This window comes from Flavobacterium aurantiibacter, assembly GCF_002251775.1.
Classification (GTDB): domain Bacteria; phylum Bacteroidota; class Bacteroidia; order Flavobacteriales; family Flavobacteriaceae; genus Flavobacterium; species Flavobacterium aurantiibacter.
Genome location: NZ_NOXX01000186.1, coordinates 1 through 24220, shown reverse-complemented (window position 1 = coordinate 24220; position 24220 = coordinate 1). Strand labels below are relative to the sequence as shown.

The following is a 24220-nucleotide window of genomic DNA, read 5'->3' as shown; positions in this document are numbered from 1 at the left end:
TTTATTGATTTTTAATCAATTATGTTTTTTGTCGTGTACTAAAGTGATTTTTAATTGGCATTTTTTATGGAAAAATTGAAATTCGACGATATGAAAAAAACTTGGTACGAAATTGCTCGATATCAAGAGAAGCCAATGGATGTGAATTTTGAATTAGAAATTCACAAAAAATTACTCGAAATTTTTCAAGTTGGAGAATACTACTATTACATTTTCAACCCCGCAACAGCCTCATTCGAGTATGTAAGCGATAATGTACGAAATGTGATGAAAGTAGAAAAAACAACCGACTTTACACCGCAGTACGTCTTTGAAAATATGCATCCAGACGACCAAAATCGTTTTCTAGCTCACGAACAAAAAGTATTACAGTTTTTTAGTAGTTTAACCCCAGAGCAAGTACTAAAATACAAAGTGAGTTATGACTATAGGTTACGTTGTGGAGATGGATCTTATAAATGGATCTTAATGCAAACGGTTACTATTCAAAGTGATGATTCGGGCGCGGTTATTAGAGTGATAGGAGTACAAACTGACATCTCACATTTAAAAACCAACAACCAACCCTCTGGTTTATCATTCATAGGTTTGGATGGCGAAAAATCATATTATAACGTTCCTGTTAACGAGATTATTACAGTTGAAATTAATGAAAACACAATCAATCTAACAAGCAGAGAGAAAGAAGTTTTGCGGAAGATTGTAGAGGGCAAAACAAGTTCTCAAATTGCTGATAGCCTTTTTATTAGCATACATACTGTTAACAGCCACCGAAAAAAAATCTTACAAAAAACAAATAGTAAATCAATTAGTGAATTAATCATTAAAGTACTGAATTACAATTTATTATAATTTCACTTAGTTAAATCAAAATGATATCTATATCTTAAATACTTAAAAATAGCTTTGCCAAAGTAAAACCCTCCTTTTAACCTTATACGAAGTGTAAACTTCAATTAAAAAATAATCTGCAACACAGAGCCTTTCCGCTGCAAGCCATATTATCACTCAAGCACCTATGGAAAACAGAATTCTTTTCAGCGTTCGGAATTTCCACTAAATAGTTGCTTAAAAGATACAGTGGAGCACGCGACGGGGTCACTACTACGCGGCGAAGCCACCACTGCGCCGGCACACTCAAAAAATCTAAATAATCGCAGCAGTCGCGTTGTGGTCTAAACCAACCGAGATTTGAACTTCGGAATAACCCAATCTATAAAACCTTAATTATGAGCGACATAAAATAAAAATTGACACGACTTGAAACCTTCCATCAATATTATTAAAAAAAATACTGTTAAAATTGGCAACCTTTTAACAATCGTTGCGTCTATAGGATAACCAAGATAAACAAACTATGAAAAAATGGCTATTCGTTCTCGCTTGCGTTGCACTATTTAGTTGCGACGACGATGAAAATGCACCAATACAACAAGAGATTGTTGGTTTATGGCGTGTGGAAAGTGCGGTTATTTACGGCGATGTTGCAGCTGTAGTACCTTATGATTGCCAAGTTACTTTCAATCTGTCTAATCAAACGGTAACGTTCGACGAAGATTTTAACTTACCTGAATTTTCGATTCCCGGTAATTCGTACGATATCACAGGAAATGGTGCTCAGCTCAACTTCAACAATAAAACATTTCGGTATTATTTCGAAAACAACAAGTTAATTCTGAATAACAATCCGTCAAATCAGGATGCCAAACCTGTAATTACTTTAGGACGAATTGAATAAGCAAAATTGATTAATCAAAAATGTCTTCTTCGATGCCGTCGAAAACAGCGTAAACCATCTTCGGATGGGAATCCAAGTGAAAGCTGTTGCCGCTGGCGTCTAAAACAATAGCTCCGGCAAAACCATCAAAAACCTTTAATTCGTTGAAGGTTTTTTTTGTGGCTTCTTCCACCGAAAAGCCGTCGGTTACACGAGTAACAATTTTTGCAGCAACCGCTCCGCTAACAATGTCTTCACCAACGCCAGTTAAGCTAACGGCAGCAACAGAAGTAGCAAAATTACCAGCAACAGTAGCCGAATCGGAAATGCGACCGGGAATTTCAAAACCTTTTCCGCCCGTCGATGTCGCAGCAGCTAAGCGTCCGTTTGCATCTAAAGCCACGCATCCTACGGTGCCCAAACCTTTGCTTTTTAGTTTCGCTTCGTACTCGTTTCGCCGTTGCGGAATTTCTGTAGAAAAAACCTCAAATCCTTTCTGGCGTGCATAACGCGTTGCAGGTTCGCCTCCCAATACCCGATCGTCTTCCTGCATTAATAATAATGCGACCTCAATCGGATTTTTTACATCTTCGATGTTTATCACACCACTAAACTTCTGGGTTGTTCCATCCATTAAAGAAGCGCTCATCCGGATTTTACCGTCTGCTTGAATTTGCGAACCGATTCCTGCATTAAACAACGGATCATCTTCCAACAACTTAACGGCAAAAACCACCGTTTCTACAGCCGAATGTGTTTGCAAATAATCGAAAGCTTTGCGAACAATTTGCTGTAAGGCAGCTTGCTTGCGCTGTTTGGTGCCGTCGTCGGTGGCCGATTCTGAAAAAAAACCTCCGTGAATAAGTACTTTCATATTAATCGACAGCTGGTCCTAAATCGGCAGCATATTGCGAATCGCGGATATGCATCTTATAGGTATTTAAATCAAAAGTATCGTTCATACTCATTACATGCGTCACCAAATGGTTGATCGAAATGGGTTGTCCGAGTTCTACTTGTGTCAAGTTGGTGTCTTTTATTTCGCGTCCGTCAACAAGAATAACCAGTCCGCTTCCAATCGCTTCCATTTCCTTGTTATTCTTAATCAACAAGCCGGTATCTTCCCCTAGACCAATTCCCAAAACTTTCGGATTGCCTACAACAGCCTGAAACAGTCGGCCAATTCTGCCGCGTTGTACAAAATGTGTATCGATAATTACGCCGTCAATCAGTCCTAATCCGCTGGTAATCTTAACTTCTCCTTTCAACAAAGCTTCTGAACTACTTCCTTGATAAATCATATTGTTCGACGCCGCTGCCGCTCCAGCTGAAGTTCCTGCATAGATAAAATCTTCATTTGTGTATTTATCCAGAATGATTTCATGCAAAGGAGTTCCTCCTAAAATTGATGTTAACCGCAATTGATCGCCACCTGTAAACATCAAAACATCGGCGTTCTTAATCCGTTGTAAAACATCTTCATCACTCGCCATTTCGCGTTTTTCAATATGCAACACATCTACGTTCGATGCACCTAAATATTGCAGCGCTTTTACATATTCGGGGCCGATTTCACGTGGAATTTTTGAAGCCGTAGTAATCACTTCAATCCGACTTTCGCTTTTGTGCTTCGATTCGTTGATAATCCGACGTAAAATTCCCGTTTCGAAAAAATTCAAATTGTTGGCAACGTTTTTATCAAAATCCGTTTCAGTAAAACTGCCTTTATCAACAGCTCCCCCAATGATGATTAGTTTTCCTTTAATATCCATAGTCATTCGTGAACGGTAAAAGTAGAAAAATCGAGTTTTAAAAGATTTTACAAATCAATTTTTTTACAATTCGCTGGTAATCATATAAAAAAACTGAATTTAAAGTGGATTTTTAACTTTAAGTAGCGTATTTCTGCTATGAATTTTAAGATTGAAGTTAGGAATACTTTACATTTTGGATAAAAATCCGTTAATTTAGAGCACAGAAGTGCTAAAGACACACTGCATCAAACTAACCAAAACAATAGACCTATGAAGATATTGAAAATTCAAGCGTTGCGTGGACCGAACATTTGGAGTGTTCAAAGAAAGAAACTCATTCAAATGCGTTTGGATTTGGAAGAAATGGAAGAATTTCCGACCAATAAAATCCCAGGATTTCGGGAACGTATTGAGAAACTTATTCCAACCATGATCGAGCACCGATGTTCGGAAGGAACACGCGGTGGTTTCTTTTCCCGAATCGATCGCGGCACTTGGATGGGACACGTTATCGAACATATTGCGCTTGAAATTCAAACGCTGGCAGGTATGGAAACTGGTTTTGGAAGAACTCGCGAAACCAAAACCCCAGGCACCTACAACGTAGTTTTTTCATACACCGAAGAAAACGTCGGACTATACGCCGCAGAAGCATCAGTACGAATTGCAGAAGCTTTAATTGCGGGAACCGACTACGACATTGAAGCAGACATTCAAAAAATGCGTGAAATTCGGGAGCGCGTGCGCCTCGGACCAAGTACCGGAAGCATTGTAGAGGAAGCTGTTTCACGTGATATACCATGGATTCGTCTTGGTACAAATTCGCTCGTACAGTTGGGATACGGCGTCAATCAAATGCGCTTTCAGGCAACGATAACTCAGAAAACAAGCCATATTGCCGTAGATATTGCCTGCAACAAAGAAGAAACTAAACGCATGCTCGAAATGGCCAGTATTCCTGTAGCCAGCGGCGCTATTTGCGTAGACGAAGAAGACTTACAAAACGTCATTAAAAAAATTGGTTATCCAATTGTATTAAAACCACTCGACGGAAACCACGGTAAAGGTGCGTCGATTAATGTAAAAACATACGAAGAAGCGGTGGCTGGTTTGGCTTTTGCCCAAAAATATTCGCGAAAGGTAATTGTCGAAAAGTTTATTTCAGGCTTCGATTTTCGTGTGTTGGTGATTGATAATAAATTAGTAGCAGCTGCCAAAAGAGTTCCTGCAAATGTGGTAGGAAATGGCGTTGATAGCATCGAAAAGCTTATTGAAGAAACGAATAAAGATCCGCGTCGTGGTTACGGCCATGAAAACGTACTTACGCAAATCGACGTTGATCGCGATACGCTCGATTTACTCGAAAAACTCGGTTATACTTTGCAAACCGTACCGAAAAACGGCGAAATTGTGTATTTGAAATCGACTGCAAACCTTTCTACCGGAGGCACTTCTGTAGATGTTACCGATATGATGCACCCGGAAAACATTTTCCTAGCGGAGCGCATCTCGCGAGTGATTGGGTTAGATATTTGTGGAATTGATATTATGGCTGAAAATCTGACTCAGCCTTTAAAAGAAAACGGCGGTTGTATTTTGGAAGTGAACGCCGCTCCCGGATTCCGGATGCACTTGGCGCCCAGCGAAGGACTACCGCGAAACGTGGCGGCGCCGGTGATCGATATGCTCTATCCGCCGGGAAAACCCTCGCGTATTCCGATAATTGCTATTACAGGTACCAACGGTAAAACAACCACCACGCGCTTAATTGCACATATTGTTAAAAACAATGGATTTAAGGTTGGTTTCACCACATCGGATGGTATTTATATTCAAAACCACATGATGGAAAAAGGCGATACGACAGGACCGATTTCCGCCGAATACATATTAAAAGATCCGACCGTTGAATTTGCTGTGTTAGAAACCGCTCGAGGCGGAATTCTGCGCAGTGGCTTAGGCTTTAGTCGTTGCGATATCGCCATCATTACTAACATTCAAGAAGACCACTTAGGATTGAACGATATTCACAATTTAGATGACTTGGCGCGTGTAAAAAGTACAGTAGTTCGCAGTGTGAAAAAAGATGGTTGGGCAATTTTAAACGCCGACGATCCGCAATGTGTAAAAATTGCCAATGAACTTACTTGTCAGATTGCATGGTTTAGCATGGACGAAGAGTCGGAACACGCCAAACGATTGAGTAAAGAAGGGAAAATTGTGGCTGTTTACGAAAACGGATTTGTCACCATAAAAAAAGGAGAATGGAAGATTCGTGTTGAACGAGCCACTTTAGTTCCGCTAACCATGGGTGGAAAAGCGAAATTTATGATTGCGAACGTTTTAGCGGCAACGCTGGCAAGTTACTTGTGGGGATTTAAAACCGAAGACATCAGTTTATCATTGCAAACGTTTATTCCGAGTGCCGCACAAACTCCTGGACGAATGAACATTTTCGACTTCAAGAAGTTTAAGGTAATGATCGACTTTGCGCACAATCCAGCGGGATATCGCGGAGTAGAAGATTTTTTAAGTACCGTAGATGCTACCAAGAAAATCGGGATCATCGCGGGCGTTGGCGATCGTCGGGATGAAGATATTCGCGAATGCGCAACCATCGCAGCACGTATGTTTGACCATATCATTATTAGACAAGAAAAACACTTACGTGGAAGAACAGCAGAAGAAATCAACGGACTAATTTTGGAAGGAATTAATGCCGCCGGAAAAGTAGTTACCTACGAATTGATTGATAAAGAAGTGGAGGCAATTAAACACGCCATAAACTCGGCAGCTGAAGGCAGTTTTATTACAGCTTTAAGCGATGTAGTTACTAATGCAATCGACATTGTACAGCAATATCTGGACAAAGAAAATGAGGACGGACGCGCATAACCGACCCATACCGGAGCTGATTTCCTACAAACTGCTTCGGAAAATGGTGGGTTGCATCGGATTTTTATTACCGATTGTGCTGTATGTAGGAGTTATAGTCGAGAAACTCTGGCTAAACCGAACTGAACATTTGGGTTTGATTGAGAATTTGAATTTCTTTAAACCCGAAAGTTCGATTAGCTTTTACTATTACTCGGTTATGGGAAATGTATTTGTAGGCATGGTAACAGCAATTGCCATTTTTTTATTCGCCTATAAAGGACACGAAAAAGACCCCGACGATTTAATGTCGGATAACGTAGCGGGCAATTTTGCTTGTGTTTTTGCACTTGGTGTAGCGTTCTTTCCGTGTAATTTTTGTCCCGAAGTGGATACCATTTCAGGAACCATTCATATTATTTGTGCCTTCTTGTTTTTTAGTACACTCGCCTACTTTTCGTTGGTGCTTTTTACCAAATTCAAGAATGCTGTTACACCTAAAAAAATAATTCGAAACAAAATCTATAAACGCTGCGGTTATACGATAATCGCAGCGCTTTTGTTTTTAGGACTGGAAATGATACCTGCAGTGCACGAAATAACCGGAAACACCATCTATTTTTGGGCTTGGGAAGTAGTAGCGCTCTGGGCATTTGCCTTTGCTTGGTTGGTTAAAGGCGATTATTTCAATCGATATGCCGATTAAATAAATAGGCATCTATCTTTACCGCTTGTTTGGAGAAAAAGAATACTCAATCTATTTTTTAAAGAAATGAAATTAAACCAAGTCGTTTACACTGCACTCTTTTTTATTTGTTTTACTGTTGTGGGTCAGAAAAAAGAACTCACTTTATCTGACGCGGTCATGCAGCAATTCCGGGCATACGCAGCCGATAGAGTCGACGGATTTCAATGGATTCCCGACGGCAATCAGTACAGTTTTGCCAAAAACCGCTATTCGGAAATTCACTTGGGCTCCGAGGCAAACAGCAACACCAAAGTTTTAATCACAGTTAAAGAGTTCAATGAACTTTTCAAAACCGAATTGAGCAGCTTTTTCGGTTACCAATGGCAAGACGGCGAAACGCTGTTGCTTACAATCAAAAACGAATTTATTGCGGTTAATCCGTTTACAAAAACACTAATTTCAAGAACCAAAATCAATGAGGCTGCCGAAAATGTAAGCAGTTCCAAAAACGGCCTGGTGTATGCCTACACAAAAGAGAACAATTTGTTTGCACATATTGATAACAAGGAAGTCCAAATCACTGATTTTAATGCCGAAATTGTTTCAGGACAGGCTATTGCACGTTCGGAGTTTGGTATTTCAAACGGAATTTTTATCTCGCCCGACGCCAAATACATTGCTTTTTATCAGAAAAACGAAAGCGAGGTAGCGCTATATCCGTTGCTAGACATTACGTCGACGCCCGGAACCCTCAACAACATTCGCTATCCAATGGCCGGACAAAAAAGCGAAAAACCACGCGTAGGCATTTACAGTATTGAAAGCGGAAAAACCGTTTATGTGAGTCCGCGTGGCGCCACCGACGATTATTTGACCAACTTTGCTTGGACTCCAGACAGCAAAGCGTTTACGATTGCCGAAGTGAATCGCGCGCAGAACGCCATACAACTAAACTTATTCAGCGCAGCAGGTCAGTTTCAACGTACCTTATTCACAGAAACCGACAACACTTGGGTCGAGCCTGAACATCCGGCATATTTTCCAAATCCAAAAGAAAGTTCCTTTATCTGGATTTCGGAACGCGACGGTTACAACAACCTGTATTTGTACGACTTAAACGGAAAGTTATTGAGAAAGCTCACGCAAAATTTATTTCCGGTGATCGATATTTTAGGCGCAACGGCTAAAGAAATTTACTTCACAGCTACAGGCGAAAGCGGAACAAATACCTTGGTTTACGCAGTTGATTTTAAAGGAAAACAACGATTGGTAACCAAGGACTTAGGTGTACATGCCGCAAAACTTAACGAATTTACCGGAACGCTATTCGATGAATATTCGAACCTTAATACACCGAATATTAGCCAAATACTACCCGTAAAAGGAAGCGCCACGAAATTAGTAGAAAGCCCCGACAAGCTTAAGGATGTGGCGATAGGAACCACCGAAATTGTACAGCTAAAAGCGGCCGATGGAAAAACCGATTTGTACGCCCGCTTAATCAAACCGTCTAATTTCGATGCTTCGAAAAAGTACCCTGTTTTGATTTACGTGTATGGAGGTCCGCATGCGCAAATGGTTACCAACAGCTACCTCGCTGGTGCCAATTTATGGATGCATTGGTTGGCGGAGAAAGGCTATTTAGTATTTACGGTTGATAATCGCGGATCGAGCAATCGAGGCGCTGCTTTTGAGCACGTTATTCACCGAAATTTAGGAACCAACGAACTTGCCGATCAATTGAGTGGCGTGGCGTATTTGAAATCGCTTCCCTACGTTGATGCTTCGCGCTTAGCGGTACACGGCTGGAGCTTTGGCGGATTTATGACCAATACCATGCTCTTGAAAGCGCCAGAAACGTTTAAAGTGGGTGTAGCGGGCGGACCCGTAACCGATTGGGCGTATTACGAAATCATGTATGGCGAACGCTATATGGATACTCCGGCCGAAAATCCGGAAGGATACAAAACGGCTGCCTTGCGCAATTATGTGAAAAATTTGAAAGGAAAACTCTTGTTAATTCACGGAACATCGGATGATGTCGTGGTTGAACAACACAACTTAGATTTGGTGAAAAATTTTGTGGAAGCTGGCGTACAAATTGACTACTTCCCCTACCCGATGCACAAACACAACGTACGCGGTAAAGACCGAGTACATTTGATGGAGAAAGTGCTGAATTACGTTCTAGAACACAACTAATGGTTTAACATAAGTTCAAAACCGGATTACGACAAAGAAAAACTGCGAATTACACGCAGTTTTTTTGTGGGTAATTTTAAGTAACGATTTATGGTTTGAACGCGCGTTTAAAAAACAGACGATACGTTTTGCACGAGTTTCGCAGCAGGGAATGACGCGGAAATGCCGTGAAGCTACAGCTGATTTTTGGTGTGGTGTAGCGTGCGACTAACAGAAGCGCCGCGAAGCAACTACCAAAAACAGCTGGAGCGAGCGCCATTGCAGCAAAATGCCCGACCCGCCGCAACCCGATTCCACTAAACGCGCGGCGGGTGCTGCCCGAATAATCCGAAAACGATTTATTAAATTTTGAAGTGGTGATTGCCCGTTTTTAATTTAAGGTTATCTTTGCCTTTCGAATATTAAGAAACCGTACTGCTACTATGGAATACTTAGATTTTGAGTTACCTATAAAAGAACTCGAAGAGCAATTGGATAAATGCCAAATTATAGGTCAAGAATCGAATGTTGATGTATCAACAACTTGCAAACAAATCGAAAAAAAGCTGGAGGAAACCAAGCGAAAAATATACAAAAATCTTACCGCATGGCAACGTGTACAACTGTCTAGACACCCGAACAGACCGTACACGATGGATCACGTTAAAGCGCTTTGTGGCGACTCGTGGTTAGAGCTTTTTGGCGACCGAAATTTCAAAGACGACAAGGCCATGATTGGTGGTTTGGGAAAAATCGGCGGACAATCGTTTATGATTATCGGACAGCAGAAAGGATACAATACCAAAACACGTCAGTACCGCAATTTCGGTATGGCAAATCCGGAAGGATATCGCAAAGCTTTGCGTTTGATGAAAATGGCGGAGAAATTCGGTTTGCCGGTGGTTTCGTTTATCGATACGCCGGGTGCCTATCCGGGATTGGAAGCTGAAGAACGCGGACAAGGAGAAGCGATAGCGCGCAATATCTTTGAAATGATTCGCTTGAAAACGCCAATCATTGCTGTAATTGTTGGTGAAGGTGCTTCGGGCGGTGCGTTGGGCATTGGCGTGGGCGACCGTGTGTTGATGATGGAAAACACTTGGTATTCGGTGATTTCACCCGAATCGTGCTCGTCGATTCTCTGGAAAAGCTGGGACTACAAGGAACAAGCGGCAGAGGCTTTGAAACTGACATCGACCGACATGAAGAAGCAGAAATTGGTCGACGACGTGATTCCAGAACCACTTGGTGGTGCGCACTTCGATCGCGAAACGGCTTTTAGAACCGTGGAGCAATACATCCTTAAAAATTACAACGAACTTAAAGACTTATCAACAGCCGAACTTGTTGCCCAGAGAATGGATAAATACAGCAAGATGGGCGAGTTTAAGGAATAAAATCGTATAAACTCACTATTTTATCCGAAGCCTTACCGTTTCGGATTTTTTTTGCGTTATCAACAAAAAAAGCGGGTTATGAACAATTCCGCGCTGATAACTCTGCCGGCAGAAACGCGCGGCAATGCATACTTTAGCACTATGGAAAACGTCAGAAATATAGCAACGGGATTTACCGAGAAATCTGCGGTAATCAATTTAGAGAAAGGAAAGCTTCCGCCACAAGCGGTGGAACTTGAGGAAGCCGTATTGGGCGCCATGATGATCGACAAAAAAGGTGTCGACGAAGTGATTGATATGTTGCAACCCGATGCGTTTTATCGGGATTCGCACCGACACATTTACGAGGCTATTCGCGAGTTATTCACACAAACGCAACCCATTGACTTGTTAACAGTTTCCGCACAGCTTAAAAAGAACGGAACTTTAGAAGCGGCTGGTGGCGATTACTACTTGATTCAGCTTACGCAGAAGATATCGTCGTCGGCGCACATCGAATTTCACTCGCGGATTATTCTGCAAAAATTCATCCAACGATCGCTGATTCGCATTTCGTCGGAAATTATCGAAGATTGTTACGACGAAACGACCGACGTATTCGACTTGCTCGACACGGCCGAATCGCAATTGTACGAAGTAGCGCAAGGAAACACGAAAAAGAATTCGGAAACGGCGCAAATGCTCGTTTTACAAGCCAAGCGCCGCATTCAGGAAATTGCCAACAAAGAAGGTTTGAGCGGCGTTCCTACCGGTTTCGAGAAATTGGATAAGGTTACTTCGGGCTGGCAACCGAGCGATTTGGTTATTATTGCGGCACGTCCGGGTATGGGTAAAACGGCATTCATTTTGTCGATGGCACGAAATATGGCGATTGATCACAAGGCGCCGGTAGCCATTTTCTCCTTGGAGATGTCGTCCGTACAGTTAATTACCCGTTTAATTTCGTCGGAAACCGGACTTACGAGCGAGAAGTTGCGTACCGGAAAGTTGGAGCAGCACGAATGGGAACAGCTGAGCACCAAAGTGAAAAATTTGGAAAGCGCTCCGTTGTTTGTAGACGATACGCCTTCGCTTTCGGTATTCGATTTGCGTGCAAAAGCGCGTCGTTTGGCGTCGCAACACGGCATAAAAATTATTATCATCGACTACTTGCAGCTGATGACGGCTGGTAGTAAAGACAGTAAAGGCAAGGGAATTGGAAACCGCGAGCAGGAAATTTCGACCATTTCGCGAAACTTGAAAGCTTTGGCTAAGGAATTGAACATTCCGGTTATTGCACTGTCGCAGTTGTCGCGTGCCGTTGAAGCGCGAACGGGCCATAAGCGTCCGCTGTTGTCCGACCTTCGTGAATCGGGAGCGATCGAGCAAGACGCTGATATTGTGTCGTTTATCTATCGACCTGAATATTATAAAATTCCGGATTGGGACGACGAAGACAACTCGCCTACACAGAATACGGCCGAATTCATCATTGCAAAACACCGTAACGGATCGTTGGAGAACATTCGACTGAAGTTTATTGGAAACTTAGGAAAGTTCGCGAATTTGGAAGAATACGGTTCTGGTTTCGACGATTTGCCTTCGAAAATGAACTCCGACAACTCACCGTTTTTCACCTCGAATTTACCGAGTCCGGATCAGGCTTTTGGCAGTGCGGCAAACAATCCAGACGACGATGATAATGGGATTGGTTTTTAGCAGCTAATCGCGTTTTCCGTTACAAGTACGCAGCAAAACCAAGCATTTTACACGTGCAGCTTGCGGCTTCCGTTGGTCGCCACAGCTTTCGGTAAAATAGCTTGGTTTTGCTTTGCGCGCTTTCCACTGCAACCACGGCTAGGGCGAACGTTTCCCGATAACACCTTTCCGCATTAGCGATTGGCGCGAAAATAAAAGACGCTTTTTAAGCTAACGCTGCACAAGGCAAAACGCGACAGCGAAAGCGCTTTTGACTGTTGCTAGCGTGGTTAAAAAGCGTTTTTTATTGCAGCAAAAGCGCGACGCCGTTGACCAGACAGCGCTCAACCATGATCAACGGCGGAATGCCCAAACAATAAAACTAAACCAACTCAAGCACGAATTAGTTTAAAATAAATCACAAAAAAAAAGGACACCCAAATGGATGTCCTTTTCTTATGAAGTGAACCTACTTAGTACGCTAATTTCTTAGTTACTGTACCTTTATCGGTTACGATTTTCACCAACAATACTTGGTTAGACAAGTTGTTCGTTGCAACTGTAGTTTGGTTACCAGAAGCTTTTGCGCTTGTAATTTGACGACCCGTGATATCGAAAACAGTTACTTGCTGTAACGTAGCCGAACCTGCATTGATTTGAATACCGTTGTTGTTACGGATAGCCACTACAGTGTTGTTTGATTCAACTGGGTTGTTAACACTTAACGTGGTTGGTTCAAACGCAATTGTAAAACGTTCGTTGAAAGTACCGATTTCAGAAGCAAATGTAAACGGACCTTCGCTTAGGTTGTGAACTGTACCTGTAGCGTAATCGCGGATGTAAATGTTTTGACCATTTGCGAAGATACCATCGATGTTAGCAAGCGTGAACGTAAAGTTACCTGCAGTTTCTGTTGAGAAACCTAAAGCAGTTTCATCGGCTAAATCAACCGGATTTGCTTTACCTTGAATGGTGTATTTCTCGTTGTCCAACAAAGTATAAATCGCTGCACTGTTGGTACCGATCATTTTACCGTCGAAGTTGGTATCGAATTCGGCAGTAGCGCCATCTACGTATCCTAAAAGAACTTGGTTGTAATTGGTTTCGCCGCTGCTTAGGTCGATCCACAAACGGTTTGGTTGTGAAGAACCTTGAGACAAGGTTTGACGACCTGGACGGAAGAATTGGTTAGCATGATCGTCGATACGCATACCGTTGTTAAAATTCACGGAAGTAATTGTTGGCGTAGCTGGCAACTGTACCAAGAAACCTTGACCTGTTTGGATAGTTCCGTTTGGTGTAGCACCACCTGCTGGAGCAGCAGCACCAGTACCGTTCCAAGTAGCGTAATTAGCTGCAGAACCTGCACCTTGTGTAATGTGTGCCCAGAAATAAAGCGTACCGATATTTGGGTTAGCTGCTACAAAAGATTGGCAAGAAATTGGCGATGGGTACGGGTTAGCGATAATATTGTAACCGCTCGTTGTGCGTGTTACCGGAACGTTGTAAGTTCCGTTGTTTGGCACGCCTTCAAAAGTACCTGTCCAGTTTGTATTGGTACTTGGGTGGTTGTTTGCAGCACGAATCATGTACCCGCGACCTGGTACGAACGCCGTTGCAGCAGGATCAACGTTTACGAATGCATTCGTTGGCTCGTTGAACGTGTAGAAACGGTTTGTAAGTGTAAATTGACTGAAATCAAGTAAGTTCTGACCTGTTACAGGTGCGCCCCAGTAGATATAATCTTGACGCTTTAAGTTGGCTACACGTTGTACTGTGATGTTTCCAGCATTAGCGTAGTTATTGTTTTGTTGGATAAGGTTTGAACCGCTTTCGAAAACTACAGTTCCTCCGTTTACAGCCAAGTCTTCAACCAAAGAAATAGTTCCTAAACCATTGGCAAGTACATCGCCAGAGGTAACAGCTAAACGTTTAGCGTTGATATCGCCATTAGCAGCAGTATTGTAATCTCCATCGATAAGGGCAACAACACTTGAATTAGGTGCACCGTTTGTCCACGAAGTACCTGTCCAAGTCGTGAATGTAGAAATATAGAAGTTTCTAAAACGCGACTGGTTTGTACCTGCCGACATGCGTACACGGATGTACGCTGTTGTACCCACGAATGTACTGAAATCGATTGTTTGACGGAAGTTTACAAAGTTACTTGTAAGGTATGTAATAGAACCTATTGTGTTGTAATTAGTTCCGTCCTCAGAAACTTCGAGAGTAAGTGTTTGTCCGTTAGGAGTTCCAAAAGTAGCACCGTCGAAGCTTACTTCAACTTGTGAAATACCAGTGATATCAAACGCTGGAGCTGTAATGGTTCCGTTAATGCTTAATACAGCATATCCGCCACCACCAGCGTTAAAAGCTGTTGCCGCATATTGGAAACCTTGAAGCGCGGCATTGTTGTATAAGGTTTGCGTGTTAAACGCATTGAAATAAGGTACTGTAAAAGGTACGTAAACCGTTCCTGAAACAGTTACAAAAACTGAGGTTGTTCCTCCACCAGAAATTTCAACTGAACCTGAGTATGCATTTGCGCTCAGGCCACTCACTAAACGCACGTAAACAGGAGCGTTTGTTAGCGAGTTACCTGTGTACGGCAATTGTACTGAACTAGCGAAAGTGGTATTATCTGTAGAAACTTCGAAGTTTGCTGGTGCCGTTACTGTAAGGAAACTATCAACTGGCGTTAAGTTTGCAGCGTTAACTGTGATGGTTTGCGAAGCCGACGGACCTGCTGCCAAAGCATAGTTCAGATCAATAATTGAACCAGGAGCTGCATTTAAACTCGGGTTTGGTGTGTTTTCAACTGAACCGTTGATACTAACATTTGATATGGCAAAATTTCCTGTACCTGAATTAAATCCATAAATTCTAAATTGAACCGCAGAAGATATATTAACTAAATCATCAATTGGTATAATATATTGAATCGTAGACGCAGCTGCAGGCATTTGAACATTCCAAAGTACTGTTTGGAAATTGTCAACGCTTGATCTTACCTCAAAATTACGAGGTCCAGCAGGTGTTCTAATGAAAGTTGCCAAAATAGCTGTGAAATCAATTTGCTTTCCAACGATTGGCGCGATCTGTATTTGAATATAATCCGATAGAACTACAGTTGTTGACGCGTCGTATGAATTTGTATTGTAGCGATCATCTCCTGTTACTCCGTTTATTCCAGGCCCTTTACTAATTCCTGTAGAAGTTACATTAGGATCCAAAAACTGATTTGCAATATAATTGTTTACGTTTCCTGGAGAACTGCCACTTATTGTGTTTGCGTATAAAGTGTTATACACGTCAAAAGTTGCAGAAGAAATAGGTGAGCCAATACCAGAAAAAGAAAGCTGTAAACCAGTGCCACCAGGAGCAGCATGAACAATATTACTAAAAGTTGCCACGCCTAAATTTGCTGATACTGAATTCGTAGATGCAACTGCAAAAACACCTGTAGTTGTAACTGAAATGGAGCCAGTAAAATCTAAATCACGGTTTCCATTCACATCGACAGCTTGCACTACTGGAGCTGGAAGCATCGCAAGGTTTACTACTGCGGTTGAAGCGTTAGTAGTTAGTGTAAGTGCAGTTGCAATAACTTCAATCAAGTTATCGTTACCAGCAACGCTCGTTGCTGCTCCGCCTGCATTTGTTGTTGCAAAAATCGAACCGGCTGCATCGGCAACAGCGTTTGAAACAGTTAATCCAATACGTGTATTATCGGTTACAGTTGTGTTGAAAGTTGCGCGAACTGAAAAAACCGCAGTTCCACCAGAAGGAGCACTTAACGTTAGGCCCGTAAACGACGGATTGGTTGCAGACGCAATTTCTGCAACTTCATTCCCTAAGCTATCGTATATAGCTAAACGTTGTACTGCACCCATTCCTGCACCTGTGAACGTAATCGCGTTCAAGGTCGTAGGAAACGCATCAGCTGTTGTTCCCGGTAAATCATTGATAACAAACTGACCAATAATTGGACTTGTAGCCGTTACATCAGCACCAACATGGGCTGCATAATCAATATTTGTTAATGGCGTGAATGTATTGTCAATAGTGATGGTTGAAGCACTGTTAGTTAAGCTTTCAATCGGACCTTGGCGCGATGAACGCACTTCTGAACCTGTAAGAGTACCCGATTGAGCCACAGGTGTTACTCCGAAACTAATAAACTTATTAAAATCGAGCGGCTGTAGTGTGTAAGTTGCACCAGTAGCATTCGCTATAGGCGCTTCGTTCAAACCAGCTGCATTATCCGCTCTAAACCATCTGAATGTAGAAGTTCCTTGTAGATCGTCGTTAGCATCGGTGTATGTATAGGAACCCGTTAATGTCTGGCCCACAATTAAGCTACCAGTAAAATTCACATCACTAGCAACTGGTGCATTATTTGTAACTAGTACACCTGAAATACGGACATCATCGATAACATAACGCTCATTGGCAACATCAGTAAGTAAGGTTATCCGCAAGCGAACTTGATTTATGTTATTAGGAATATTCAATGTAACAGTACTTATTCCTCCTGAACCAGAATTTGAAGTAAATGCCGCTGGTGTGTTATCACCGTCATATGTCTGACTTACACTTCCCGTAGCTGCAAAGCTCCATGTTCTATTTCCAGTCGAGCCGGCAACAGTAATCTCGTTAGAATAGGTTGTTCCGCCATCAACACTAACTGCAACTGTTACTAAATCTCCACTGTCAATACCATTAGAATTATTAATTGACATACCTGCTAGACGGAACGAAATAGTTTTACTTTCGTAGTTAGTAACATCTAAATTCGAAAAAGTTAAAGTCGCAGTGGTATTATTTGACTGAAATCCTCTTGCGCCATCCGTGAATAACGGTGCGTTTGATGGGATGCCCGCTGCTGGGTTATTACCAGAGGAAAAGCCACCTCCCGTATTGGAGAACCCCAAAGTGGGTGTTGCAGGGGTCGTTTCGAAATCTTGACGTCCCAAAATAACTTGTGCGCTTACCGAATTCATTCCTAAGAATAAAGCTAGAAGCGACAAGAAAGGAATAATTCCTTGTAATCTTGTTTTCATAAAGTTTTAAATTTTTTCGGTACAAAGTTAATTACAATTTATTTGCAGCAGAGCACTTTATGTAACCAAATTGTTAAGGTTTTTTTTTGGATTGTTGATAACCGCTAGCAAATTCCCATTTTTACCACCTTCTAATTCGAAATTTTTAAGAATTCTCTAAGCGCGTATTTAACGACTCTTTTAAATTATTTTCAGCGAAATCGGTTATCTTCGACACTTTCAAACGACCATGAAAAAAATTGTTATTGTTTTCCTGCTTCTTACTAGCTCATACAGCTCTTTTGCTGGTTTTCTGCTGCTTCCTATGGACGAAGTTTCTCAGCAAAATCACCTTAAAGCCTATGGCGTTACCTATTGGGTGCTTGCTCAAAATTACAAAGCAAGTTGGCTGCTCAATTACCGCGGCGGCTCCTTCCTCCTACCCGATACCGCCGAAATCCGCAAAGAATGTCAGATTCGTGGTGTGAGTTTCGAAATCCTAACCGACAGCGAGGCCGCTCAAATTCAAGACGAGATCTCCTCGCCTTCGCAAAACATGGAAACCGTCATTCTCGAAAAAGCACCAAAAATTGCCGTATATACGCCTAAAGGCAAACAACCTTGGGACGACGCCGTGACGCTCGTACTTACCTACGCCGAAATTCCCTTCTCACCCATATACGACGAGGAAGTTTTATCCGACGGACTCCTACTCTACGATTGGCTGCACCTGCATCACGAAGATTTCACCGGACAATACGGAAAATTCTACGGTTCCTACAAAAATACGCCTTGGTATATCGAGCAAAAACGCGATGCCGAACTCCTTGCCACCCAACTCGGCTTCAGTAAAGTGTCGCAAGCCAAATTAGCAGTCTCTAAAAAAATACGCGATTTTGTCATCGGCGGCGGATTCATGTTTGCCATGTGCTCGGCAACCGATAGTTTCGATATTGCACTCTCGGCCGAGGGCGTCGATATCTGCGAACCCATGTTCGATGGCGATCCGAGCGATGCGAATTACCAAAGTCAGATCGACTACAACCAAGCTTTTGCCTTCAAAAATTTCATTTTAGAACGAAATCCGAATGCGTACGAGTTTTCGGATATCGATACCACCAACAAACGCGCCATGATTCCGATGGAGAAAGATTACTTTACCCTGATGGAATATTCGGCCAAGTGGGATCCGATTCCAACCATGTTGTGCCAAAACCACACGCAATTGGTAAAAGGTTTTATGGGCCAGACAACGGCTTTCGACCGCGAATTGGTGAAAAATAACGTCTTGGTTATGGGCGAATGTCTTATTAATGGCGAAGCGCGCTACATTCACGGCGAGCGCGGCAAAGGCATGTTTACATTCTTTGGCGGTCACGATCCCGAAGATTACCGGCATCAGGTAGGCGACGCGCCAACGGTACTCGACTTACACCCGAACTCGCCTGGCTACCGACTCATCTTAAACAACGTTTTGTTTCCCGCTGCACGCAAAAAGAAACAAAAAACCTAATAGCCTGAGTTCGATTAAAAATTTTCATTTGGGCAGCACCCGCCGCAGGTTTAGCGAAATCGGGTTGCGGCGGGTCGGGCATTTTGCTGCAATGGCGCTTGCTCCTGCCGTTTTTGGTAGTTGCTTCGCGGCGCTTCTTTCAGTCGCACGCCAAGCCACACCAAAAATCGGCAGGCGCTTCACGGCATTTCCGCGTCATTCCCTGCTGCGAAGTGCGTGCGCGCGTATCGTTTACCATTTAAAAATCGCTACAAGACCGATTTAACANCGGCGGGTCGGGCATTTTGCTGCAATGGCGCTTGCTCCTGCCGTTTTTGGTAGTTGCTTCGCGGCGCTTCTTTCAGTCGCACGCCAAGCCACACCAAAAATCGGCAGGCGCTTCACGGCATTTCCGCGTCATTCCCTGCTGCGAAGTGCGTGCGCGCGTATCGTTTACCATTTAAAAATCGCTACAAGACCGATTTAACAACTCTTCCGTTTCGAAAAATCGCGTATTGAATTTAAATTGTCACTGATTTCCATGACAATACACATTTATTTTCAGTAATTTACACGGAAAAAAAGTCACAACATCCCCTAGTACTCGATGTCTCAACCTTTAGAACGTTTCGAAAAAATATACACCGAATACAGGTTGCTGGTTTACAATTTGGCACTCCATTACGCCAACAACATCGAAGACGCCGAAGAAATTACGCAAAACGCTTTCGTAAAAATCTACCTTAAGCTCGAAAAATTTGAACACAAATCGGAATTAAAAACATGGATTTATCGCATCACGATTAACGAAAGTCTCGATTTCCTCCGAAAAAAGAAAGCTAAAAAGTACTTCTTTAACTACTTACCAAAGAATCCAGACCAAAAAGAACTGGAACGTGCAAGTAACTTTGAACATCCCGGAATACTGCTTGAAAGACAAGAAGACGCGAGAATCCTTTTTGAAGCCATCAATACACTAGCCGAAAATCAGAAAACAGCTTTCCTCCTTTCAAAAGTTGAACTTCTGAGCAATCCCGAAATCGCAGAAATTATGCAAACCTCAGTTTCTGCGGTCGAATCGTTGGTATTCCGAGCAAAATCAACACTTCGCGAAAAATTGAAGGAAAAATTTAAAGAATACCGCAAGAATAACTAAAACTGTACGTCTAAATCATCGAATGCAAAAAATCATGGAAGAAAATCAGTGGATGGATTCAATTTTTGACAGCGCAACAAAACGGCAAGCCGCTGAACCGTCGCCGCTATTGCGTGATAAAATACAAGCAGCAATCTTCCGGAAGCAGCACGCAGCTCCAACAGTAGTTTGGTTGGCAGCGGCGTCGTTTACAGCGCTACTTTTTATCAATTTCACAGTGCTTTCCGCTGTAAAATCAACAGATAAAAGCGCAGAACCACAGCCTTTCAACGAATCGCTACTTCCAAACAACCAATTGTATTAGTCATGGAAAAAACAAAATTATTCTCGTTTGCTGTATTCGCACTGTTGTTGCTCAACCTAGGAATTTTAAGCTACCTTTTTCTTCATCAACCAGCAAATAAGCCACACAAACGCAATTCACCGCGAGAAATCATTGTCGAACGTTTGGCGCTCAATGCAGATCAACAAAAGCAATACGACAAGCTTATCGCCATACACCGAAGCGAAATCGATAGCAATGAACAGCAAATTAAAGCGTGTAAACAAGAATTATACAGCTTGTTAAACACCAAAAGTCCGAGCATTTCAAAAAGAGACAGCTTGATTACTGCTATTTCAGAATTTCAAAAACGTATCGAATTAGCGCACTTCAACCATTTCTCTGAAATAAGAAATCTGTGTACACCAGAGCAACTAAACGATTTTACTGCTCTAACAACCGAGCTTACGCGCATCTTTGCTCGTCCGAAACATCCGCCCAGACATGAAAGATAAGACGCTGATATTTCTTTTATTCATTTCATTATATGCGAGTTACGGACAAGTTACGGCTGATTCCATTCGCCTGCGATTTATTCCCGAATTTAAAAACGCACCGCTTGAAGCGAATAAAAAATACATCAGTGCAAACAACGATACGATAACCATTGAAACTTTTCGTTTCTACTTAGGAAATATCAAAATCGGAACCGCCAACAACGAGGCGGAAAATCTAGAAAAAAACTATCACCTCATCGATTTTTCCGACCGGGCGTCTATGGAAGTGGCTGTAAAATCGCCAACCCAAATCGAAAATTCTCTTTTGCAATTTGAAATCGGTGTCGACAGCTTGCAAAGCGTTTCCGGAGCCCTGTCGGGCGACCTCGACCCCATGCACGGCATGTATTGGGCATGGAACAGTGGCTATATCAATATTAAACTAGAAGGCACAAGTTCGAGTTGCTCCACGCGTAAAAACAGATTTCAATTTCACATAGGTGGCTATGCCAAGCCAAACTGCGCATTACAAAAACTGCAAATTCCGTTGCCAAACAAATGGGAAACCAAAAAAGAACTGGTCGTACGAATCGATCTGGCTAACTTCTTCTCGTACATCAACTTATCTACAACAAATTCCGTGATGATACCTGGTAAAGAAGCGCTCGCATTAGCCGAAATTGCTAAGCAAATGTTCAAGTTAGAATGAAGAAAATTAGGTACATAGCGCTACTGCTTCTTTTTGCATTCGGACTAATGGGTTTTCATCATTGGTTTAATACGCCTATTTATTTCGATGTGCCTAAAAATTGGCCCAAACCCACGTATAATTTCAAAGAAAATCCGTTAACTGAAGAAGGATTCCAACTCGGACGTAAGCTCTTTTACGATCCAATTCTTTCCCGAGACGAGTCTATTTCCTGCGCCAGTTGCCATTTACAACAAACCGCGTTTACTCATGTTGATCACGATTTAAGTCACGGAATCGACGGGAAAATCGGTACTCGGAATGCACCGACATTACAAAACTTAGCTTGGAGCACAAACTTCATGTGGGACGGTGGCGTTAATCATTTGGATGTTCAAGCAATAGCTCCTTTAACGAGCGAAGTAGAAATGGATGAAAACCTCGAACACCTCGTTCAAAAACTTCAGAAATCAAAAACCTATCCCGAATTGTTTCAGAAAGCATTCGGCTCGAGAAAAATTACCGGTCAATACCTTCTCAAAGCGCTTTCCCAATTTGTTGTTTCTTTAAAATCGGCTAACGCTAAATACGATCGGGTAGTTATGGGCGAAGAACAGTTTACCGAAATAGAACAAAAAGGCTACGAAATTTTCAAAAAAAACTGTGCCTCCTGCCACCAAGAACCACTTTTTACCAACGGATCGTTCGAAAACAACGGTTTAACTTTGGATCGTAGTCTAAACGATTTGGGTCGAATGGCCATTACCAAAAAATCGGCCGATTCTCTAAAGTTTAAAGTACCCACTTTGCGAAACGTACAGTTTAGTTTTCCGTACATGCACGACGGCCGATTTAAATCGTTAACCGAAGTCGTAAAACACTACAATTCAGGAATCGAAAAAAGTAAAACGTTGTCGAAATTCTTAGTAAAACCTATGAATTTAAGCGAACGCCAACGCACAGAATTAGTAGCTTTTTTAAAAACCCTAAGCGATCAAGAGTTCTTGTTTAATCCTCGGTATTCTTTTCCGCGAGAAAAAATCGAATAGCAACCGCAAGAATTACATAAAACCAACGTCTAAATGAATAACCACCAAAACTTCGAATTATGAAACAGCAAATTGTAGGTATCGCAGCGCTCTTAATGGGGCTTTTTGCTTCTGCACAAACCAATCCAGCAATTACAAACTGGTTAGTTAACACAACTGGAATTACGGGCCGACATTACGTTGCTGGAAATTCGACACCTATAGTCGATGCTGTTTTAGCGAACGTTCAAACCGTTCAATACAACAATACGCATGTATATGTTTCAGCAACAGGTATACCAGCTTACATTACCGGTCCGTTTCAAGATGGAAATCCGTCGTTAGCAACGGCACAAAACAAAATTTTTAAAATTCCGCTAAATCCGGTGCAAGGAACTGGAAACGTTGCTACTACGGGTGGAAACATCGGCGTGTTTATCAATGGTGTCGCTTTATTTGATTACCGCGACGGCGTGGCTTATAGTGCCACAGGAACCAACGGCGTTTGTGGCGGACCGGGTAATCCGCCTTGTCCGGGCGGACCGATGGCAACCCAGGCGTATAATCGAGACGCTATTCCGGCAGAACGTGCCGGTTTCGATTGTGCAAAAGCGCATCCGGCGATGGGAAACTACCACCATCATCAAAATCCGAGTGCTTTTAACTTAGATCTCGTAGTTACTTCAAACATCTGTGATTTGTATCCCTCAGACGGACTATACGTTATAAACCCTAATGTTCATTCGCCACTTTTGGGATTCGCATACGACGGATTCCCTATCTACGGCGCTTACGGTTATGCAAACACCGACGGAACCGGTGGCATAACACGCATGAAATCGAGCTATCAACTTAAAAACCAAACCTCGCGACCAAACGGCCCGAGTGTCGGGCAAACTATTGGAAATCAAACGTTTTTTAACGGATACTTCAGAGAAGATTACGAGTATGTTGCGCATCCGAACGATCCGACGTATTTAGACATTCATAACGGACGTGTGTGCAATACGCCTGAATATCCGGCTTCGTTGTACCCAAACGGCATATACTGCTATTTTGCAACGGTCGACGAGAATCACAAATCGGCGTATCCGTATGTCGTTGGACCCACTTTTTACGGAAACATCACCGTTTCAACAGTAACTACAGTTCCGGCAGGTACTACTATTCTCGCAACAGACACACATTCGATTACCGATTTAAGTGTCCGGATTGCTCCGAATCCCGCTTCGGATTATATCGCCATACAAACGCAGCTGAGTGAAGTCGACATGCAAATCGATTTAATCAACGAACTCGGGCAAGTCGTTAAAAGCGGGAAAATACTGCAAGGAAGCACTTTGAGTATCATCCAAACCGACGATGTGTATGCGGGTATTTATTTTCTGCGTGTATCGCGCGGCAAGCAACAATCAACGTTTAAAGTAGTCATTGATCGGTAGGCCTTCGGATTAGCAATGTGAGTGTTGTTGATTTGGAAACTATTTCGCTTAATAGCTGGTTACGATTGCTCGAACTTTCAAATCGCTGTTTCTCCTTGCAAGGGAAATATTTTTTGATAGATTTTCATCGTTTTTTTGATAAAGTATTTAATTACAGTACTTTATTGTCGATCGACTCATTTTAAATAACAACGCAATTTTAGTTATAAACGTTTCGAATTTGGAGAAGTAGGAAGAAATTTTGGGCAGCACCCGCCGCAGGTTTAGCGAAATCGGGTTTCGGCGGGTCGGGCATTTTGCTGCAATGGCGCTTGCTCCTGCCGTT

General features: G+C 42.4%; 17 protein-coding genes. 14 read left to right on the top strand and 3 right to left on the bottom strand.

Going from position 1 to position 24220, the window contains the following annotated elements; all coding sequences use genetic code 11:
• Positions 1–90 precede the first annotated feature (90 nt).
• Together CHX27_RS15255 and CHX27_RS06770 are read left to right on the top strand one after the other, a co-directional pair.
• Complete coding sequence (locus tag CHX27_RS15255; RefSeq protein WP_165764456.1) at positions 91–852, top strand: LuxR C-terminal-related transcriptional regulator; 762 nt, start codon at positions 91–93, stop codon at positions 850–852.
• A 505-nt stretch (positions 853–1357) separates the two neighbouring features.
• Positions 1358–1738, top strand: a complete 381-nt coding sequence (locus tag CHX27_RS06770) for a lipocalin family protein (RefSeq protein ID WP_094486004.1) — start codon at positions 1358–1360, stop codon at positions 1736–1738.
• A gap of 10 nt (positions 1739–1748) precedes the next feature.
• On the opposite strand, the gene CHX27_RS06765 is transcribed toward CHX27_RS06770, so the two are convergent.
• Positions 1749–2591: an isoaspartyl peptidase/L-asparaginase gene (locus CHX27_RS06765; RefSeq protein ID WP_094486003.1), complete on the bottom strand. Its 843-nt coding sequence runs from the start codon at positions 2589–2591 to the stop codon at positions 1749–1751.
• Between the two features lies 1 nt (position 2592).
• Positions 2593–3489 (bottom strand): cyanophycinase, encoded by an 897-nt coding sequence (locus tag CHX27_RS06760; RefSeq protein ID WP_094486002.1) that lies wholly within the window; start codon positions 3487–3489, stop codon positions 2593–2595.
• 252 nt (positions 3490–3741) lie between these two features.
• On the opposite strand from CHX27_RS06760, the gene cphA reads away from it, so the two are divergent.
• From cphA to dnaB, 5 genes are all read left to right on the top strand, one after another.
• Positions 3742–6366 (top strand): cyanophycin synthetase, encoded by a 2625-nt coding sequence (cphA, locus tag CHX27_RS06755; RefSeq protein ID WP_094486001.1) that lies wholly within the window; start codon positions 3742–3744, stop codon positions 6364–6366.
• On the top strand, positions 6347–7051 hold the full coding sequence (locus CHX27_RS06750; protein WP_133063431.1) for a hypothetical protein: 705 nt from the start codon (positions 6347–6349) through the stop codon (positions 7049–7051). Before cphA ends, CHX27_RS06750 begins: the two co-directional genes overlap by 20 nt.
• A 66-nt stretch (positions 7052–7117) precedes the next feature.
• The gene (locus CHX27_RS06745; RefSeq protein ID WP_094485999.1) at positions 7118–9235 is read left to right on the top strand and encodes a S9 family peptidase; all 2118 of its coding nucleotides are present in this window, start codon (positions 7118–7120) and stop codon (positions 9233–9235) included.
• 422 nt (positions 9236–9657) lie between these two features.
• Positions 9658–10611 carry an acetyl-CoA carboxylase carboxyltransferase subunit alpha gene (locus tag CHX27_RS06740; protein ID WP_094485998.1) on the top strand — a complete coding sequence of 318 codons (954 nt, stop codon included), beginning with the start codon at positions 9658–9660 and terminating at the stop codon, positions 10609–10611.
• A 141-nt stretch (positions 10612–10752) separates the two neighbouring features.
• Positions 10753–12309 (top strand): replicative DNA helicase, encoded by a 1557-nt coding sequence (gene dnaB / locus CHX27_RS06735; RefSeq protein ID WP_094486005.1) that lies wholly within the window; start codon positions 10753–10755, stop codon positions 12307–12309.
• A 452-nt stretch (positions 12310–12761) separates the two neighbouring features.
• Here the strand turns inward: dnaB and CHX27_RS06730 are convergent, their stop codons facing one another.
• Positions 12762–17351: a beta strand repeat-containing protein gene (locus CHX27_RS06730; protein WP_094485997.1), complete on the bottom strand. Its 4590-nt coding sequence runs from the start codon at positions 17349–17351 to the stop codon at positions 12762–12764.
• A gap of 229 nt (positions 17352–17580) precedes the next feature.
• On the opposite strand from CHX27_RS06730, the gene CHX27_RS06725 reads away from it, so the two are divergent.
• The 7 genes from CHX27_RS06725 to CHX27_RS06695 all read left to right on the top strand — a co-directional run bounded on the left by CHX27_RS06725 (position 17581) and on the right by CHX27_RS06695 (position 23895).
• A complete protein-coding gene (locus tag CHX27_RS06725; RefSeq protein WP_094485996.1) occupies positions 17581–18843 on the top strand; it encodes an asparagine synthetase B in 1263 nt (420 codons plus the stop codon).
• Positions 18844–19429: 586 nt separating this feature from the next.
• Positions 19430–19978, top strand: a complete 549-nt coding sequence (locus CHX27_RS06720; RefSeq protein ID WP_094485995.1) for an RNA polymerase sigma factor — start codon at positions 19430–19432, stop codon at positions 19976–19978.
• 22 nt (positions 19979–20000) lie between these two features.
• Positions 20001–20282 carry a hypothetical protein gene (locus CHX27_RS06715; protein WP_094485994.1) on the top strand — a complete coding sequence of 94 codons (282 nt, stop codon included), beginning with the start codon at positions 20001–20003 and terminating at the stop codon, positions 20280–20282.
• Between the two features lie 2 nt (positions 20283–20284).
• On the top strand, positions 20285–20755 hold the full coding sequence (locus CHX27_RS06710) for a Spy/CpxP family protein refolding chaperone (RefSeq protein ID WP_094485993.1): 471 nt from the start codon (positions 20285–20287) through the stop codon (positions 20753–20755).
• Entirely contained in the window at positions 20745–21446 is a 702-nt protein-coding gene (locus CHX27_RS06705; protein WP_094485992.1) for an MbnP family protein, read from the top strand. Before CHX27_RS06710 ends, CHX27_RS06705 begins: the two co-directional genes overlap by 11 nt.
• A complete protein-coding gene (locus CHX27_RS06700; RefSeq protein ID WP_094485991.1) occupies positions 21443–22474 on the top strand; it encodes a cytochrome-c peroxidase in 1032 nt (343 codons plus the stop codon). The genes CHX27_RS06705 and CHX27_RS06700 overlap by 4 nt, the downstream gene beginning before the upstream one ends.
• 59 nt (positions 22475–22533) lie before the next feature.
• Positions 22534–23895 (top strand): YHYH protein, encoded by a 1362-nt coding sequence (locus tag CHX27_RS06695; protein WP_094485990.1) that lies wholly within the window; start codon positions 22534–22536, stop codon positions 23893–23895.
• Positions 23896–24220: the final 325 nt, after the last annotated feature.

Bases quoted from the DNA above. Each gene is read 5' to 3' on its own strand.
- CHX27_RS06720 (WP_094485995.1), top strand. From the start codon at position 19,430: ATGTCTCAACCTTTAGAACGTTTCGAAAAAATATACACCGAATACAGG.
- cphA (WP_094486001.1), top strand. From the start codon at position 3,742: ATGAAGATATTGAAAATTCAAGCGTTGCGTGGACCGAACATTTGGAGT.
- CHX27_RS06715 (WP_094485994.1), top strand. From the start codon at position 20,001: ATGCAAAAAATCATGGAAGAAAATCAGTGGATGGATTCAATTTTTGAC.
- CHX27_RS06765 (WP_094486003.1), bottom strand. From the start codon at position 2,591: ATGAAAGTACTTATTCACGGAGGTTTTTTTTCAGAATCGGCCACCGAC.
- CHX27_RS06770 (WP_094486004.1), top strand. From the start codon at position 1,358: ATGAAAAAATGGCTATTCGTTCTCGCTTGCGTTGCACTATTTAGTTGC.
- CHX27_RS06705 (WP_094485992.1), top strand. From the start codon at position 20,745: ATGAAAGATAAGACGCTGATATTTCTTTTATTCATTTCATTATATGCG.
- CHX27_RS06760 (WP_094486002.1), bottom strand. From the start codon at position 3,489: ATGGATATTAAAGGAAAACTAATCATCATTGGGGGAGCTGTTGATAAA.
- CHX27_RS06730 (WP_094485997.1), bottom strand. From the start codon at position 17,351: ATGAAAACAAGATTACAAGGAATTATTCCTTTCTTGTCGCTTCTAGCT.
- CHX27_RS06725 (WP_094485996.1), top strand. From the start codon at position 17,581: ATGAAAAAAATTGTTATTGTTTTCCTGCTTCTTACTAGCTCATACAGC.
- CHX27_RS06695 (WP_094485990.1), top strand. From the start codon at position 22,534: ATGAAACAGCAAATTGTAGGTATCGCAGCGCTCTTAATGGGGCTTTTT.
- CHX27_RS06750 (WP_133063431.1), top strand. From the start codon at position 6,347: ATGAGGACGGACGCGCATAACCGACCCATACCGGAGCTGATTTCCTAC.
- CHX27_RS06740 (WP_094485998.1), top strand. From the start codon at position 9,658: ATGGAATACTTAGATTTTGAGTTACCTATAAAAGAACTCGAAGAGCAA.
- CHX27_RS15255 (WP_165764456.1), top strand. From the start codon at position 91: ATGAAAAAAACTTGGTACGAAATTGCTCGATATCAAGAGAAGCCAATG.
- CHX27_RS06710 (WP_094485993.1), top strand. From the start codon at position 20,285: ATGGAAAAAACAAAATTATTCTCGTTTGCTGTATTCGCACTGTTGTTG.
- dnaB (WP_094486005.1), top strand. From the start codon at position 10,753: ATGGAAAACGTCAGAAATATAGCAACGGGATTTACCGAGAAATCTGCG.
- CHX27_RS06745 (WP_094485999.1), top strand. From the start codon at position 7,118: ATGAAATTAAACCAAGTCGTTTACACTGCACTCTTTTTTATTTGTTTT.
- CHX27_RS06700 (WP_094485991.1), top strand. From the start codon at position 21,443: ATGAAGAAAATTAGGTACATAGCGCTACTGCTTCTTTTTGCATTCGGA.